Source organism: Paenibacillus sp. lzh-N1, assembly GCF_002872435.1.
Taxonomy (GTDB): domain Bacteria; phylum Bacillota; class Bacilli; order Paenibacillales; family Paenibacillaceae; genus Paenibacillus; species Paenibacillus polymyxa_C.
On the sequence record NZ_CP025696.1, the window covers coordinates 3,802,289 to 3,818,066 of the forward strand.

At 42.8% G+C, this 15,778-nt stretch carries 14 protein-coding genes; 11 read left to right on the forward strand and 3 right to left on the reverse strand.

Going from position 1 to position 15,778, the window contains the following annotated elements:
* Positions 1-22 precede the first annotated feature (22 nt).
* From C0638_RS17140 to C0638_RS17175, 8 genes are all read left to right on the forward strand, one after another.
* Positions 23-898 carry an SDR family NAD(P)-dependent oxidoreductase gene (locus C0638_RS17140; protein WP_013371931.1) on the forward strand — a complete coding sequence of 292 codons (876 nt, stop codon included), beginning with the start codon at positions 23-25 and terminating at the stop codon, positions 896-898.
* A gap of 61 nt (positions 899-959) precedes the next feature.
* The gene (locus tag C0638_RS17145; protein ID WP_058712096.1) at positions 960-1,913 is read left to right on the forward strand and encodes an acyltransferase domain-containing protein; all 954 of its coding nucleotides are present in this window, start codon (positions 960-962) and stop codon (positions 1,911-1,913) included.
* Positions 1,914-1,944: 31 nt separating this feature from the next.
* Positions 1,945-4,299: an ACP S-malonyltransferase gene (fabD, locus tag C0638_RS17150; protein WP_058712097.1), complete on the forward strand. Its 2,355-nt coding sequence runs from the start codon at positions 1,945-1,947 to the stop codon at positions 4,297-4,299.
* Between the two features lie 237 nt (positions 4,300-4,536).
* On the forward strand, positions 4,537-6,246 hold the full coding sequence (gene aspS / locus C0638_RS17155) for an aspartate--tRNA ligase (RefSeq protein ID WP_233902218.1): 1,710 nt from the start codon (positions 4,537-4,539) through the stop codon (positions 6,244-6,246).
* Positions 6,247-6,471: 225 nt separating this feature from the next.
* Positions 6,472-7,134 carry an S-layer homology domain-containing protein gene (locus C0638_RS17160; protein ID WP_040103373.1) on the forward strand — a complete coding sequence of 221 codons (663 nt, stop codon included), beginning with the start codon at positions 6,472-6,474 and terminating at the stop codon, positions 7,132-7,134.
* Between the two features lie 258 nt (positions 7,135-7,392).
* The gene (locus tag C0638_RS17165) at positions 7,393-8,061 is read left to right on the forward strand and encodes a uracil-DNA glycosylase (RefSeq protein ID WP_058712099.1); all 669 of its coding nucleotides are present in this window, start codon (positions 7,393-7,395) and stop codon (positions 8,059-8,061) included.
* A gap of 16 nt (positions 8,062-8,077) precedes the next feature.
* Entirely contained in the window at positions 8,078-8,500 is a 423-nt protein-coding gene (locus C0638_RS17170; protein WP_013371925.1) for a YolD-like family protein, read from the forward strand.
* Between the two features lie 120 nt (positions 8,501-8,620).
* The gene (locus tag C0638_RS17175) at positions 8,621-10,507 is read left to right on the forward strand and encodes an Ig-like domain-containing protein (RefSeq protein WP_058712100.1); all 1,887 of its coding nucleotides are present in this window, start codon (positions 8,621-8,623) and stop codon (positions 10,505-10,507) included.
* Between the two features lie 72 nt (positions 10,508-10,579).
* On the opposite strand, the gene C0638_RS17180 is transcribed toward C0638_RS17175, so the two are convergent.
* Both C0638_RS17180 and C0638_RS17185 read right to left on the reverse strand, forming a co-directional pair.
* The gene (locus C0638_RS17180) at positions 10,580-10,882 is read right to left on the reverse strand and encodes a hypothetical protein (RefSeq protein ID WP_013371923.1); all 303 of its coding nucleotides are present in this window, start codon (positions 10,880-10,882) and stop codon (positions 10,580-10,582) included.
* A 384-nt stretch (positions 10,883-11,266) separates the two neighbouring features.
* Complete coding sequence (locus tag C0638_RS17185) at positions 11,267-11,461, reverse strand: hypothetical protein (RefSeq protein WP_013371921.1); 195 nt, start codon at positions 11,459-11,461, stop codon at positions 11,267-11,269.
* A gap of 141 nt (positions 11,462-11,602) precedes the next feature.
* Here C0638_RS17185 and C0638_RS17190 point away from each other — a divergent pair, with 141 nt between their 5' ends.
* A complete protein-coding gene (locus C0638_RS17190) occupies positions 11,603-12,040 on the forward strand; it encodes a NucA/NucB deoxyribonuclease domain-containing protein (protein ID WP_013371920.1) in 438 nt (145 codons plus the stop codon).
* Here the strand turns inward: C0638_RS17190 and C0638_RS25405 are convergent.
* Positions 12,033-12,209 (reverse strand): hypothetical protein, encoded by a 177-nt coding sequence (locus C0638_RS25405; protein WP_013371919.1) that lies wholly within the window; start codon positions 12,207-12,209, stop codon positions 12,033-12,035. The genes C0638_RS17190 and C0638_RS25405 overlap by 8 nt on opposite strands.
* Before the next feature lie 114 nt (positions 12,210-12,323).
* Here C0638_RS25405 and C0638_RS17195 point away from each other — a divergent pair, with 114 nt between their 5' ends.
* The gene (locus tag C0638_RS17195; RefSeq protein ID WP_058712101.1) at positions 12,324-14,144 is read left to right on the forward strand and encodes a sensor histidine kinase; all 1,821 of its coding nucleotides are present in this window, start codon (positions 12,324-12,326) and stop codon (positions 14,142-14,144) included.
* Positions 14,119-15,744, forward strand: coding sequence for a response regulator transcription factor (locus tag C0638_RS17200; RefSeq protein WP_058712102.1), 1,626 nt, complete (start codon positions 14,119-14,121; stop codon positions 15,742-15,744). The genes C0638_RS17195 and C0638_RS17200 overlap by 26 nt, the downstream gene beginning before the upstream one ends.
* The last annotated feature ends 34 nt before the right edge of the window (positions 15,745-15,778 follow it).

Here is a 15,778-nt window from a genome sequence, read left to right on the forward strand (position 1 = left end):
TACGAATAATCCGGAGGTACAAATGAGGGAGTTCAAAGATAAGGTAGCTGTGATTACGGGAGCTGCCAGCGGAATTGGCCGAGCTATTGCAGACCGATGTGTCAAAGAAGGAATGAAGGTCGTTTTGGCGGATATTGAAGAGGGGGCTCTTCTAAGGACTGAACGAGAATTGAAAGCAATGGGTGCAGCTACCCTCTCCGTTGTGACCGATATTTCCAAAGAAGCTGATATTCGTTTATTAGCACAAAAAACAGTTCAGACCTTTGGCGCTGTGCATCTTTTGTTCAATAATGCAGGCGTGGATGCTGGCACAGGCCGCTTATTATGGGAGAATACTGTGGCAGATTGGCAGTGGGTAATCAACGTAAACATTTGGGGAATTCTGTTTGCCACCGAAATTTTTGTTCCTATTATGGTGAAACAAAAAACTCCATGCCATATTGTAAATACAGCATCTATTGCCGGTCTGCTGTCCGGTCCTGGAAATGGAATATACAGCGCGTCAAAGCATGCCGTTTTAAGCCTGTCTGAAACGTTATATCAGGAGCTCAGATTGATCGGTTCTAATGTGGGAGTGTCGGTTGTATGTCCGGGATTCGTTCGTACTCAAATCATGGATGCAGAGCGGAACCGCCCGACAGAGCTGCGTAAGCCAGATGGGAGCGGCAATCTTCCACCTGAAAGACAAGTTATTACCGAATTGGCTCGCAAGGCTGTCCAAAATGGAATACTTCCGGAGGATGTGGCCAATCAGATTTTTGAGGGCATCCGAAAAGGGCAGCTATATATCATCACAGAACCGAAATTCAAACCTGCAATCCGGCAGCATATGGAGAATGTTCTTAACGAAAGCAATCCTACGGCATCCCAAATGCAATTAGTGCGCAATTTGTTGTGAACTTTGAATGATAGAGAACTGCTTAGGAGAGTCTGATCAATACGTTGTGGGGGTTACTCGGATGGACAGATCAGTGGTTTTTATGTTTTCAGGCCAGGGTTCGCAATACTACGGCATGGGAAAGGAATTATATATGTCCAACCCGGTTTTCCGAACATGGATGACCAGGTTGGATGAGATTCATACGGATATTACAGGCAGCTCTGTATTAAAAACGCTGTACGATGATACGCGTCGCAGGGGAGAAGAATTTGATACCCTGCTATATACTCACCCTGCAATTTTCATGGTTGAATATGCGCTCACACAGGTGTTATTGGAAAAGGGAATTTATCCTGATTATGTTTTAGGCTCTAGTCTGGGTGAGTCTGTATCTGTTGCTGTGGCTGACTGCATGAGCTATGAGGACACGCTTCAATGTATTATCAAGCAAGCACAGTTGGTGGAGGCCTATTGTCCGAAAGGGGGCATGCTGGCCGTCATTGGCAATCCCAGTCTGTACGACGAAGCACCCATATTGAATACTAACTCAGAACTGGCATCCATCAACTTTGACTCACATTTTGTCATTTCAGGCAGCTGCGAGGGTCTGACAGAGATTGAACATTATTTGAAAGCAAATGAAATGATCTATCAAAGGTTGCCAGTACATTATGCTTTTCATGCTTCCTTAATGGACCCTATTGCATTGGAATATACGGCGTTCTTAAAGCTCAAGACCCTAAGAAGCCCTAAAATAAATATGGTTTCATCTATGTACGGCGGAAAGACGACATGGCTTGACAACCGTTTTCTTTGGGACGTCACTAGAAAGCCTATCCAATTTCAGAGTGCTCTAAAGTGTCTGGGAGATAGTGACAGGGTTGTTTATATTGATCTCGGTCCCTCGGGCACGCTTGCTAATTTTGTAAAGTATAATTTTGGTCCCAAGAAAAAGGCAAGCGTTTATTCCATGCTCTCTCCTTTTCAACAGGATATAAAAAATTTGGATCGTCTGTTCGAAATATTTGACTAATATGCATCCATTACTAACAAGGAGGAAATCAATGATCGCATATCTGTTCCCTGGACAAGGAGCTCAAGTGAAAGGCATGGGCGAAGGACTGTTTGATGAATTTCCAGAATTGGTTGCCCAAGCGGATGCAGTTCTTGGTTATTCTATTCAGAAGCTGTGCCTTGAGGACCCTGCCAACCAACTCGGACAAACGGATTTTACCCAGCCGGCGCTATTTGTCGTAAATGCCTTAAGTTACCTGAAAAAAATAAGAGAAACCGGAAGAAAACCCGACTATGTTGCAGGACATAGCTTGGGTGAATATAATGCTTTATTTGCCGCGGAAGCGTTTGACTTTGAAACCGGTTTGAAGCTGGTCCAAAAAAGAGGAGAGCTGATGGCTCGGGCTACTGGTGGCGGAATGGCGGCAGTTTTAGGCTTGAAAGAAGAAATGTTTCGGGAAGTAATGGAAAAAAATAAATTAGTAGAGCTCGATGTTGCCAACTATAATTCGCCCAGCCAGATTGTCATTTCAGGGCCAAAGGAACTGATTGAGCAGGCGAAACCGATTTTTGAGGATGCTGGAGCCAGAAATTATGTGGTTTTGAATGTAAGTGGAGCATTTCACTCCAGATATATGGAAAATGCGAGACAGAAATTTGAGGCTTATGCGGCGTCATTCGAATTCTCAAAAATCAAAATACCCGTTATTTCAAATGTCCATGCTAGACCCTACAAGCAGCTGGATTTAAGAGGCACGCTAATCAACCAGATTGTGAGCCCGGTCAAATGGTCGGAAAGTATACGCTATCTGATGGGTAAAAGTGTAACCCAGTTTATTCAGATCGGGCCTGGAAATGTTGTGGCAGGATTGGTTAATGCCATACAACGAGAAGCAGAGCCATTGATCCTGACGGAGGTTGAAGACCGGAGCGAGCAGGTACAGGAGGGGATGTCGAAGGATACGTTGAGAAATGATGAAGCGATATCCGAAAAGCGACAGGTTCCTATAACAAAACCCGATCATGACGTACGGGTATCTGACAAACAATTTACTGCAGAGTCTCTTGGTCATAGCGAATTTAAACAAGATTACGGAATTAAGTATGCGTATCTTATAGGCTCTATGTACAAGGGCATCTCTTCAAAAGAGATGGTCGTAAAAGCAGGAAAGGCAGGAATGATGGGATTTTTTGGAGCTGGGGGAGTGAAGATTGATGCTCTGGAGGAAACCATAAAGTATATTCAAAAGGAATTGAACCATGGCGAAGCCTATGGAATGAATCTTATTCATGTGCCAGACCACCCAGACATAGAAAATAACATCGTTGATTTGTACATAAAATACGGTGTTAGAAATATTGAAGCCTCTGCGTTTATGAGTATCACGCCTTCTTTGGTTAGGTACAGGCTGAAGGGACTGAGACGGAATGCAAAGGGAAACGTAACGCCACAGAACAGAATTATAGCGAAAGTATCCAGACCCGAGGTTGTTGAAGCCTTCCTGAGTCCTGCGCCTCAGAATATTATAAATAAGCTGCTGGCGGAAAATAGGATCAGCCGGGAAGAGGCGATGATGGGAATGGAAATTCCCATGGTCGATGATTTATGCGTCGAGGCTGACTCAGGCGGGCATACCGACCATGCAGTTGCATATGTATTGGTTCCGCTAATGCTTCAGATGAGGGATGAAGCGATTCGAAAGTATAAATACAATAAAAGCATAAGGGTAGGGGCAGCGGGGGGAATAGGGACTCCACAAGCTGCAGCGGCGGCGTTTATATTAGGTGCTGATTTTATCATGACGGGTTCTATCAATCAGTGTACGGTTGAAGCAGGGACGAGTGATGAAGTAAAAGATTTGCTCCAGCAATTAAACATTCAGGATACGGACTACGCTCCAGCAGGGGATATGTTTGAAATGGGGGCAAAAGTTCAGGTTATGAAAAAAGGAGTGTTTTTCCCGGCCAGGGCGAATAAATTATATGATCTTTACCGGAATTATAATTCCATAGATGAAATTGATAGAGAAACCAAACATTATATTGAAGAAAAATATTTTAAGAAGAGTATCGAACAAGTCTATGAAGATATTAAAGCTTATTACCCGGCTGAAATCATTGAAAAAGCTGAAAGAATCCCAAAACGTAAGATGGCCTTGATATTTAGATGGTACTTTACTTATTCTACCCGACTTGCCATTAATGGGGACAAAAACAACAGGGTCGATTATCAAGTACACTGCGGACCAGCCCTTGGTGCTTTTAATCAATGGGTTAAGGGGACAGTCCTTGAGGATTGGAAGAATAGACATGTTGACGATATAGGACAAAAAATAATGGTTGAGACTGCAGAACACCTGAATGAAAGATTTAAAGCTTTAACTGCTAGTCTACTTACAATCTAGTTGGATTCAAGCAATGGCGAGAAGCAACGAGAAGCTAATAGTGAAGTGCAGTACGTTCTAGCTGAATAAGCCCATGGCCGGATACATGCAGGATAGAGTGACAATCTCTGCAATCAGACCATGGGTTACATCATTAGAACCATTTAGATACTAGGGTAAAAGAAAGAGGGTGTTTTTGTGCATAGGTATAGAACTCATAACTGTGGAGAACTGGATCAAACGCATGTCGGGGAAATCGTGAGAATTGCAGGTTGGATTAAAAATATTCGTAACCTTGGCGGGATTGTTTTTATTGACCTTAGGGACCATTATGGGGTTACGCAAATCGTTGTCTCTGATCCTAATGAATTAAAGGATTTTGTATCCAAGATCAGCAGGGAATCAACCATCTCTGTCATAGGAGCTGTATGTCACAGATCCGAAAGTACGATCAGTCCCCATATGAAAACCGGATATATTGAGGTCGTTGCCAAGGAGATAGAAGTGTTAGGAAAGGTCATGAATCCATTGCCTTTTGAAGTATCTTCAGCACATGAAGCTCGGGAAGATTTAAGATTAAAGTATCGTTTTCTGGATCTGCGCAATGAAAAACTGCATGATAATATTGTACTTCGTTCTAGAGTAATTCAAAGTATCCGAAAAAAGATGATTGATTTGGATTTTTTAGAGATTCAGACACCGATTCTGACAAGTTCATCTCCAGAGGGCGCCAGAGACTATTTAGTTCCTAGTAGAGTGCATCCAGGCCAATTTTATGCCTTGCCTCAGGCACCTCAGCAATTTAAACAACTATTAATGGTCTCTGGCTTTGATAAATATTTTCAAATTGCACCGTGCTTTAGAGATGAAGATGCAAGGGCAGACAGATCGCCTGGCGAGTTTTATCAGCTGGATTTGGAAATGGCATTTGCTACACAGGAAGATGTTTTTAATGTAGTTGAAAATATGCTGTATGAAGTTTTTTCCGAATTTACAAATTATAAAATTTCAAAGCCTTTTAGTAGAATTCCCTATCAAGAAGCCATGCTCAAATATGGGAGCGATAAACCTGACTTAAGAAATCCATTAATTATCCATGATGTTACAGAGCTTTTTACAGAGACTGATTTTAAAGTGTTTAAAAATAAAACGATAAGAGTTATTGCTGTTCCTGGTTGTGGAGGGCAGCCAAGAAGCTTTTACGACGATATAGTGAACTTTGCAATAGAGGCAGGGGCGAAAGGCCTTTCATGGATTAAGTTCAATGATGATATGTCTCTCAGCGGCTCGGTTGCAAAATTTATTCCGGAGAAGGTAAAAAACGAATTAATGAATATAACGCAAGCTGGTCCGGGATATGCACTGTTTTTTGCTGCCGATGAGCTTAAAAATGCCGAAAAAATAGCTGGTGCTGTCCGAAATCAATTAGGCAAACGGCTGGATTTATTGGAAAAGGATACGTTTAAGTTTTGCTGGATTGTCGATTTCCCCATGTTTGAATTGGACCCTGATACTCATAAAATAGAGTTTAGCCATAACCCGTTTTCGATGCCGCAAGGTGGTATGGATGCGCTGCTGAATATGAATCCTCTGGATATCCTGGCGTACCAATATGATATTGTATGTAATGGGATTGAGCTGTCCTCGGGTGCTGTCCGTAACCACGATACAGAGATTATGGTAAAAGCCTTTGAGATCGCGGGTTATACATATGAAGAGATCAAGAGTAGATTTCCTGCACTCTTTAATGCTTTTCAATTTGGGCCACCTCCTCACGCAGGTATAGCACCTGGAATTGATAGGATTGTGATGATCCTTGCAAATGAATCGAATATTCGAGAGGTTATTGCTTTTCCGATGAATAGTAAAGCACAGGACGTATTAATGGGAGCTCCTTCGGAGGTTACTGACAAACAATTGAGAGATGTTCATATCAAATTGGCAAATGCTCAGCCACAAACAGAATAAACGGATTTAACAAGGTACTGCAAGCAAGGCTGAATCCAGCACGCAATTAAATCCGATGGAGTGAGCTAAAAACTCTCCCTGCTAGAAGCAGAGGAGAGTTTTTTTATTTAGCTTAGATCGTTCACTTTAGGTTAGTAGCGTCTGCTGCAACCTTTCTAGCTTGAACCACGTCAAGAAGTTGTTAATGGCCAAGCGGCCTAATTCAACTACAAGGTGGAACTTAACATGCGCATGAGAAAAAATGCAATCGCAGCCCTTACGACTGTAGCTCTGCTGTCCTTCTCGATTGGAGGTCATTTGTCTGCGGCAGATAGTCAATTCAGGGATTTGGACCATGTAAACGGCAAAGAAAAAATCATCTCCCTTAAAGAGCGGGGATTGCTTAAAGGTGTCTCAGACATGCAGTTTCTCCCCTCATCTAAAGTGACCGCTGCCCAAGGCATTCAGTTGATTTCGGGTGGACTTCAGCTCAGTTTGGCTGCCATTGATTTGAACCAGGCGCCACAGGCGAGTGGATTGTTTACCCAGGTTAAAGATACCGCATGGTACGCTGAAGCTTTTATTAACGCGTATTATAATGGCGTAGACATTCCAAAAGGTACCAATCCTGCCAAAGCTCTGACCAAGGAAGAGTTCACCCACATGTTGATTCAGGGCATGGAAAAAGCAGGCGCTCTTCCCATGATTAAAATCGCACCTGCAAATATTGCGGATGACAGCGAACTGGAGCCTTCTTACCAAGGTAGCATTCAACGCTCGCTAGTGTACAAGGTCAATGTCCTGGATGGGAAGGGAAATTTTCATCCCAAAAGTGCGATTACACGTGCCGAGGCTGCTGTTATGTTATACAATGCATTGGAATACCTGAATGCTCATCCAAAGTCGTAACCAATACAGCAATAAAGCGCTTTTCTTCTGAGGAATTTAAGCTTTCAGTTACTTGACATCAATACCGTGAATGCTATAATAAGGAAATCGAATTTAGACCCCGCGGTAGTTGACTATCGTAAGAATACTTTTCTGGTCCTTCGGCATAGAACACAAGTAACGAATAAATAAGCTGGCTCCGGATGAGGGGTCAGCTTTATTTGTTTGGACAAAAGTTTACAGCTTTCACAGATTTACATATTGAGAGGAGACAGCGGTATGTTTGGGAATGACTGGGATGATGTACTACGAGAAGAGGTCGAAAAGCCTTACTTTAATGAATTAAGGTATACGTTAGCTCGAGAGTACAAGTTACATAAGGTATATCCTCCAAAAGAAGACTTGTTTTCAGCACTCAAATTAACGCCATATCATCTGACCAAAGCGGTTATATTGGGACAGGACCCATATCATGGAGAGGGACAAGCTCACGGCTTGAGCTTTTCTGTTAGACCTGGTGTGCGTACACCGCCGTCTCTACAAAATATATATAAGGAGTTACGCGATGATGTCGGCACTCCCATTCCGAATCAGGGATACCTCGTTCCTTGGGCTGAGCAAGGTGTGCTGCTGCTGAACAACGTGTTGACTGTGCGTGAAGGACAACCGCAATCTCATCAGGGAATAGGTTGGGAACGTTTCACGGATGCTGTCATTGAAGCGATTAATGAACGTGAACAGCCGGTAGTGTTCATTTTGTGGGGGAGTCATGCTCAGAAAAAGGCCAGTTTTGTGAATACCAGTAAGCATTTGGTGCTGAAATCTGTCCATCCGAGTCCATTGGCGGCTCACAGAGGTTTTTTTGGCAGCAAGCCTTTTTCACGTACCAATGCATTTTTGCAGGAGCATGGAATGAAACCGATTCAGTGGGAGATTCCTAACTGCTAGCACGGGAGGTGAGGACATGCGTCAATGGAAGGGACGTCAGGTCATTTTATATCACGGCAACAACGGTCATACCCAGAAGGTGCGCGGCACACTTGAAAAATGGGATGATATACGAAAATGCGTTATTTTGGGCCCGAAAATGCTGGCTATTCCTTTTGAAAATATTACGCATATTACCATGCTTCCTCCGGGACGTGAGCGTAAAAGCCGCCATCCAGCTAGGCTGAATACTTTCGGTTATGTAATGAATGTTCCGTTACAGTTTGATAATGCCATTCATTTTCAGTCGGCAGTGACGATTTGGAGAGATGATCAACTGATTGCTTACAATGTAAAGCTGGTTAGTCACTCGGCAGACCATGTGACTCTTGAGGATGGACAAACCTTATCGAAGGAAGAGCATTTATTTGTAGTGAGGTCACTGCGTGGAGAACTTTAACTGTAATAATTCACCTTTTTTTGATGAAGGGTTCAATTTAGTTAGCTGCTTACCGATAAAAGATAATGGGATTGTTAATAATATCCTGTTTTATAGAATGAAACCAAGGGAGAGAAACGAATGGAGCGTATGAAACGTATGAGCAAACGGAGTACCTTCTTACTTGCTTTGCTGATGTTTGTATTCGCAGCATGGCCAGCAGGTTTGATCCGGGCTGAGGAGAAAACGACCTCCACAGTACAGTGGGACAGTCAAAATCCAACCACAGTTAATCTGGGTGGAAGCCCCGCTCAATTAAAAGTGTGGTCTGTGACGCAGACTGGTAAAACGGATGTAACCGAAAGAGCTGAATGGATCTCCGGAGATTCAAGTATTTTAAAGGTAGAAAAGGGACTCATTACTCCAGTGTCCAAAGGGCAGGTTAAGATTGTTGCCACATATGATCAGAAAACAGTAAGTACGACGATTACGGTAAAATCGCCTTACAGCAAGCTGCAATTCAATCCGACGGGTCCTCTGAATCTGACCATTGGCGGAGAATCGAAGCAACTGACTGCTCAAGGTGTGCTTAGCGGAGGCGGCACGGAAAATGTGTCTGGCGTGGAATGGACATCTACGAATGAAGCTGTTGCTACCGTAGAAAATGGACTTGTACGTCCTCTTGCCAAAGGCGTGACTTACATTAAAGCCACCAAAGATGGACTTAATGCACAATTGATCGTGTATGTGCGTTCTTCATCCCAGGCACTGGTACTGAGTGCTTCTGGCTCCAAATCGGTCTATCTGGGTAGCTCCCCAATTCAGGTTACTGCAACCGATGTGAACCTGACTGGCGGAAAAACAGATGTGACCAACACAGCAGAATGGACTTCCTCTAATTCATTGGTTGCTACGGTGGAGCAAGGTAAAATCACACCGATGGATGTAGGGAATTCGACGATTACAGCCTCCTATCATGGTTTGAGTAAGACTCTGAAGATTAATGTACTTCCAACTGTTGAAAAACTGGTCTCAAGCAAAGCCAGTCTGACTCTCGAAACTGGAAGCAAAACTTCTCTTCCAAGTATATCTGCTTATTTGGTCAATGGAGCCAAAAAAGCAGTTCAATCCGATGTAAAATGGAGCTTAAGCAGTGAGAGTGCAGTCAAGATTGTAAATGGTAAGCTGGTTGCAGTAAACCCAGGTAGTGCAACATTGACAGCGACAGTAGGTGCGCTCAAGCTGGACATTCCAGTGACCGTACAATATAAAGTTCTCAAGCTGACGGCTTCTGAGAAGAAGTATGTATTGGTTGCAGGCCAAGAAACAAGTATTCCGACCGTAAAAGCACACATGGCTGGTGGTGGAGTACTGGATGTGACCAACCAGGTAAGCTGGGTAGCTACAACAGCCGCAGTGACTGTAGGAAATGGAAAAGTAAAAGCGGTGAGTGGTGGCAACTCGGGAATCAAGGCAATGTATATGAATAAATACGTGAAAGTGCCTGTCATTGTGGAGGGAGCCATTTCTACATTGACACCAAGCTTTTCGAATGCTGAGATGAATTTGAAGGGAAGTAAGTCCATCAAAGTCGTCGGCAATTATACAGATGGTAAAAAAGTTACCCTGAGCAGTAAAGTGAAATGGACAACATCAAATGCTTCTGTGGTGGTCGTAAAAGGATCTTCCATTAAAGCTGTTGGAATTGGAACAGCAACCATTACGGGTACGTACCAGGATAAGTCGTTTAACGTGGAGATTAAGGTTACACCTAAATTGCTTAAGCTGGTATTGAGCAATAAAAACCTGAAGCTGCCTAAAGGCTCGTCTCAAGTGCTTAGCGTGAGTGCCGTTTATGATTCAGGCGCGACTGCAAATGTGACCAATTCAGCGGTATGGACATCCTCCAAACCGTCGATCGTACAGGTTACAGCTGGTCAGGTGAAGGCATTGGATAGCGGAAGCTCCAGTATTAAAGTAGTCTATGGTGGTAAGAAGGTAACGACATCTGCCAAAGTTTTAAAATAGTCAACGCACATTACCACACCTGGCGTATGTCAAATAAACCCCCGGTCCAAAGACCGGGGGTTTATTTTTAGCTTATTCTACGCCGTCCTGATAATGATTTTTCCAGTGCTTATCGCCTTTATGTGCGAAATCTTCAACTGTTTTCTCCAGCGTAGCTACCAGTTGGGCTTTAATCTCAGCAATTGTGTCGCGAAATAATCTTTCTTCCGTACCATTGATTTTTTCACCATATAAAGCTTGAGCGGCTACAAATTGACGATGTTGTTCTACAAAACTGTCAATCGAATGCAGTGCATGCTCCACGTATTGTGAAATGCTATGATGCTCGTTAGGCAGTTGTAATTTTAATTCTTTAACTCTGTTTAATAATGCCATGATGATCACCTCGTGCGTTTTGTTATGTCAATAATTATACATCATTTTCGGAAAAGTTTCATTAAATTTCGATTAAATTGTGACTTTTATTATGTCATGATTGCATTTTCATTGGTGATCAGGCATAATTTCGGAATTTTGCGCTTTTCCCTTGGTATCGTGATTTCAAAATTTGAAATATATGATACAAAGACAATGTAAGAGCGTGCTGCGACAGCTGTCTTTCTGACATGTTATAATGGGGAAAAAGCCCAGTCGGAAAGGTTGTCAGTATGGTATGAAGCTTTTTAAAGGTTTATTTTGGGGAATTCTGATCAGTCTTCTCCTGTGGTGCGCCTTGTTTGGGCTTGTCCGTTGGATGACTCATTAAGTGCTTCCTGTATCTTATACAATAACTCTTGCGACTGTATCCACGTCATTAACGGAAATCGTATATACGTGTTCGTCATCGTAGAGCTTGAATTGCTGAGTTTCTTGGTCAGATAGGAGCTTAGGCCAGCCAATTACGGTATTTCCATTCAGTAACCGGATTACAACAGCTTGCATTTGGCTCACGGCCAGTTGGATCTCATCGTTCATTCGTACAACCTCCTCTCTATACTATTTGTCGTCGGATATTTAATCTTTTTTTATAGTCGGTAAGGGGTTACAAAAAATAAAATCTGGGGATTGCCTTAGCTGAAGGTCATTTACTGGAATAGCTTGAAAGGAAGAGGGAAATTGAAGAAAAAGTTACTAAGTTTTATAGCCTTAGTGCTGCTAGCTGTGGGCGCGTACTGGGTTGAAGGAGACAATCTTTTTACAAAAATAACAGGAGAAAACCCGCCTTCATCAGCTCAGGTAACGCTGCAATTTCCGTCAGGTCGTTATCCTGAAACGGCGCAGCATATTAAGGAAGCCATTCAAGCGGGAAAATCACCAGTATGCACAATTGACCGGGAAGGAGCCGAGCAAAATCGTAAGCATTCGCTTGCGGGTGTTCCTACTCGTAAAGGGTTTGATCGTGATGAATGGCCGATGGCTATGTGCTCAGAAGGGGGAAAGGGTGCAAATGTCAAATACATAGCTCCTAAGGATAACCGTGGGGCAGGATCATGGGTCAGTCACCAGTTAGATCAGTATGAGGATGGAACTCGTGTAAAATTCGTTATTAAATAGTTTTTGATTTCGTGTTTTTACCTTTTAGCTCCTTAGATGTTTCCTGTTTGGCTTTAATCAGCGCCAGAAAATCAAAAAAATCACCTAGTGTATTGAAGCCGGCAGCTAAAATGGCCAGGTCTTCAGCAGATAGTTGGTCTAACCATTCCATTTGCTTAGCGTCAAACATATTATCACCGCCAACCCTTAATAATGTATAGTATGTAGTGGCGGCAACGAAGGTCAGGGCTCTGGCATACCTTTTAAGTATGCCTGTTTTTTGTGCAGAGGATGTGTGAAACTCATGTTTAAATTTAATTTTTATACTAAAATCGTGTCCATCGTTATCGTATTGCTGATACCTGTGCTGCTTCTGTATGTCTACTCTAATCAGACAACGACAGGTGTATTACGTGAGGAACTGAATCAATCCAATTATAATCAGCTAACTTTTTTTCAAAACCAGGTGAATACGAATATTGAAATGATTTCTTCCTGGCCGCACCTGCTGATTCATGATCCTGATGTTGCCAGTTTCCAAGCGATTTTTTTAAAGGACAAGACTCTCAATCTGGATGGAATTAACCTGGTCAAGCGGATTCAAACCAAGCTTGGGCTTCAGGAAAGCTCTTCTAACTGGAGAACAGGGCTGAGTATATATTCCCCTTCACTTGGACGAGTTGTATCGGAAAATGGAGCCAGTTATTATGATCAGAAGGTATTAAATCAATCGATTACAAACGGCTGGCAGGTATCTAAGAAAAGAGTGTACGGTAAGGATCAATTTATATTTTCATTGTATACCTTATCCCCGTTTTCCTCTCTAGCTAATCCGGAAACCGCTAACACGATTATTAAAGTGGAATTCGATAGCAGCAATATTCAGGACATGCTTGACCGCTTTAAAGGCGATGGACGAAAGGAGCCTTTTTATTATAAAAAAGGCGTAGGAGTGATTTATAATCGCTCTGCAAATGCAGAATTGTCAAGCCAGCTGATTGCGAAACTGGAGAAATTGGGATTACATGAAGTTGATAATTTGACCGTGAAAATTGGAGAAGAGAGTTACCTTGTTCACGCCGTTCTTTCGCAAACGACAGGCTGGTATTTGATTGACTACATGCCTTTGTCCGATATGATGTCTCCGATTTACTCATCTAACCGACTATTTTATATAACCGTTGTTGGCTCACTACTGGTAGGCATCATTGGTGCTTATCTCCTTCACTCACAGGTACAAGTCCCGATTCTTCAGCTTGTGCGGGCATTTCGGCGATTAAAGGATGGAGACTACGCTGTTCGTTTGAGTCCTAAGGGCAGTCACGAGTTTGCATTTCTGTCACGTCAATTCAACCTGATGGTCGAACAGATTCAGGAGCTGTTTGAGAAAGTTTACGTTGAGAAGCTCCATGTGAAGGAAGCACGTCTAAAGCAGCTCCAGTCTCAAATCAATCCCCATTTTTTTTATAATTGTTTTTCCTTTATTACGAGTATGGCAAAGTTGCGCAATCATGAGGCAGTCGTGGCCATGGCTCATAATTTATCCAAATATTATCGCTATACGACAAGACAGGAAAGAGATTTGGTTCCTTTATCAGATGAAGTCGAGTTTGTGCAATATTATTTGAAAATTCAGCAGATGCGTATGCCACGGTTAACGTTCACTATTGATATTTCTTCACAGGCCAATCCTCTGCTGGTTCCACCGCTTGTGTTGCAACCCCTGGTGGAAAATGCGGTGTTGCACGGAATAGAACCTCAGGCGGAGGAGGGGATCATCCGTATTATGACTGAGTGTGTTGGCTCATCCATGTACTTGATTGTAGATGATAACGGGCTCGGTTTGAGTGATGAAGGTATAACGTCCCTTACATTAGCACTAGAGAAACCTGTAGAAGAAAAAAGTGGTTATGGTTTATGGAATGTGCACCAACGAATGCGGTTACATTTTGGTGAAAACGCGGGCTTGGAATTCTCGTTGTCTCCGTTGGGAGGATTGAGAGTGATTTTAAAATGGCCACTGTCAATTGAAGAAGGGCAGGAAGACGGTTTGATCCATTCTTCGTCAAATTCAAGAAATAGTAAATTGGAGGATACTGATGGTTCAGATATTACTAGTGGATGATGAAAGCTATGTTACTGAAAGCCTGGCGGCTACTATACCGTGGGAGACGTTGGGAATCGAGAAGGTTCATCAAGCAGCTTCTGCCTTGGCAGCAATAGATGTGCTGGAAGCATACGATATTGATATTCTGGTTACGGATATTCGTATGCCCGGCATGACGGGATTGGAGTTGATTGTTGAAGTAAACGAGCGTTGGCCGCATATCCGTAGTTTATTACTGACAGGCTATGCTGATTTTGAATACGCTAAAAAAGCGCTCCAGCTTAAGGCTTTTGATTACATTTTAAAGCCGGTGGATGATGAAGAGTTTATCAAATGTGTGTCAGCTGCCATGGATTCGCTAAAGGAAGAATGGGAAGCATTCGACAAGGTTCATCAATTACAATACAGTCGCAGGAACGATTACGGTGTGCTGCGCACTCATTTGATGCACGATTTGTTACTCGGGCGTGATTTGACTGTACAAAAAATAAAGGACAAAATGTCCGAGTACGAAATCAAGCTACGCACAGAACATCCTGCCAGTATGCTGCTTATTCAGCTGGGCAAGCAATTTTCTGACATGGATTATCACTCAGTGTCCTTAATTGAGTATGCGATTGGGAATATTGCAGAAGAAGTGTTCGCTCCTTATTTTCATGTTTGGCATTGCAAAGCGCCACATGATTGCCTAATCGTATTAATAGAAGGGAATTGGGATTTGTTTCCTAAACGGACTCTGGATGAGCAGAATCATTTTTTGCGTGCAGCGATTGAAACCTTTCGAAAAAATGTGAGCAATTACTTGAAAGGGGAAATTTACGTCACATTAACGAATTGGTTTCATTTCCCGGATGAGCTGCCTAAGCTATATCAGACAGCGATTAGATCCATATATTGGAACCAACAGGAGGAGACGAATCCACTGCTATTTATAGAAGAGCAGACAGAACAGTCACACAACTCAGTGAAGTCGCTGGAGGGGCTTTATACGCACCCTACGCTTACTCATCTGCTAGAGTCCAGGCAATGGGAAGAGGCCGAAGCAAAAGTAAGCCGTGTATTTAGCAAAATGGAAGAGGCGGGATATACACGCGAGCATTTATATGAACTGTTTATTTCGGTAACGAGCGCCTTTATGTATACAGCTCACAAACAAGGACGTTTCATTACACAGATGGACCAAGTAGGCTTTGATCCGTTACATGCGCAGAAATTGGTTCATTCGTTCCCACACCTCAAAGAGTGGATATTTTCCATGATGAACAAGCTTAAAGCCGAGTGGTCTGCAAGCGAGCAAAGCGCCAAAAGCTATGTGGTCAAGCAGGTCCAGGAGCTGATCGCCCAGGATAAAGGGCAGGAGCTGTCTGTTAAGACGATTGCCGACCAAGTTTATCTTCATCCCGTCTATTTGTCTAAAATCTATAAAGCTGAAACTGGAGAAGGTCTGGGAGATTATATTATCCGAATGAGAATGGAACGGGCTCTTTATTTGCTCAAATATTCCAACAAAAAAATATATGAAATAACCACTGAACTCGGCTATCAGAATCCCCAATATTTCAGCAAGATGTTCAAAAAGCATTATGGAATGACTCCGCATGAATTTCGGGACCAGTAAAGACAAATGAGTAAAGATCAGTTGGGAAAGGTGC

Bases quoted from the DNA above. Each gene is read 5' to 3' on its own strand.
- C0638_RS17140 (WP_013371931.1), top strand. From the start codon at position 23: ATGAGGGAGTTCAAAGATAAGGTAGCTGTGATTACGGGAGCTGCCAGC.
- C0638_RS17145 (WP_058712096.1), top strand. From the start codon at position 960: ATGGACAGATCAGTGGTTTTTATGTTTTCAGGCCAGGGTTCGCAATAC.
- fabD (WP_058712097.1), top strand. From the start codon at position 1,945: ATGATCGCATATCTGTTCCCTGGACAAGGAGCTCAAGTGAAAGGCATG.
- C0638_RS17160 (WP_040103373.1), top strand. From the start codon at position 6,472: ATGCGCATGAGAAAAAATGCAATCGCAGCCCTTACGACTGTAGCTCTG.
- C0638_RS17165 (WP_058712099.1), top strand. From the start codon at position 7,393: ATGTTTGGGAATGACTGGGATGATGTACTACGAGAAGAGGTCGAAAAG.
- C0638_RS17170 (WP_013371925.1), top strand. From the start codon at position 8,078: ATGCGTCAATGGAAGGGACGTCAGGTCATTTTATATCACGGCAACAAC.
- C0638_RS17175 (WP_058712100.1), top strand. From the start codon at position 8,621: ATGGAGCGTATGAAACGTATGAGCAAACGGAGTACCTTCTTACTTGCT.
- C0638_RS17180 (WP_013371923.1), bottom strand. From the start codon at position 10,882: ATGGCATTATTAAACAGAGTTAAAGAATTAAAATTACAACTGCCTAAC.
- C0638_RS17185 (WP_013371921.1), bottom strand. From the start codon at position 11,461: ATGAACGATGAGATCCAACTGGCCGTGAGCCAAATGCAAGCTGTTGTA.
- C0638_RS25405 (WP_013371919.1), bottom strand. From the start codon at position 12,209: ATGTTTGACGCTAAGCAAATGGAATGGTTAGACCAACTATCTGCTGAA.
- C0638_RS17195 (WP_058712101.1), top strand. From the start codon at position 12,324: ATGTTTAAATTTAATTTTTATACTAAAATCGTGTCCATCGTTATCGTA.
- C0638_RS17200 (WP_058712102.1), top strand. From the start codon at position 14,119: ATGGTTCAGATATTACTAGTGGATGATGAAAGCTATGTTACTGAAAGC.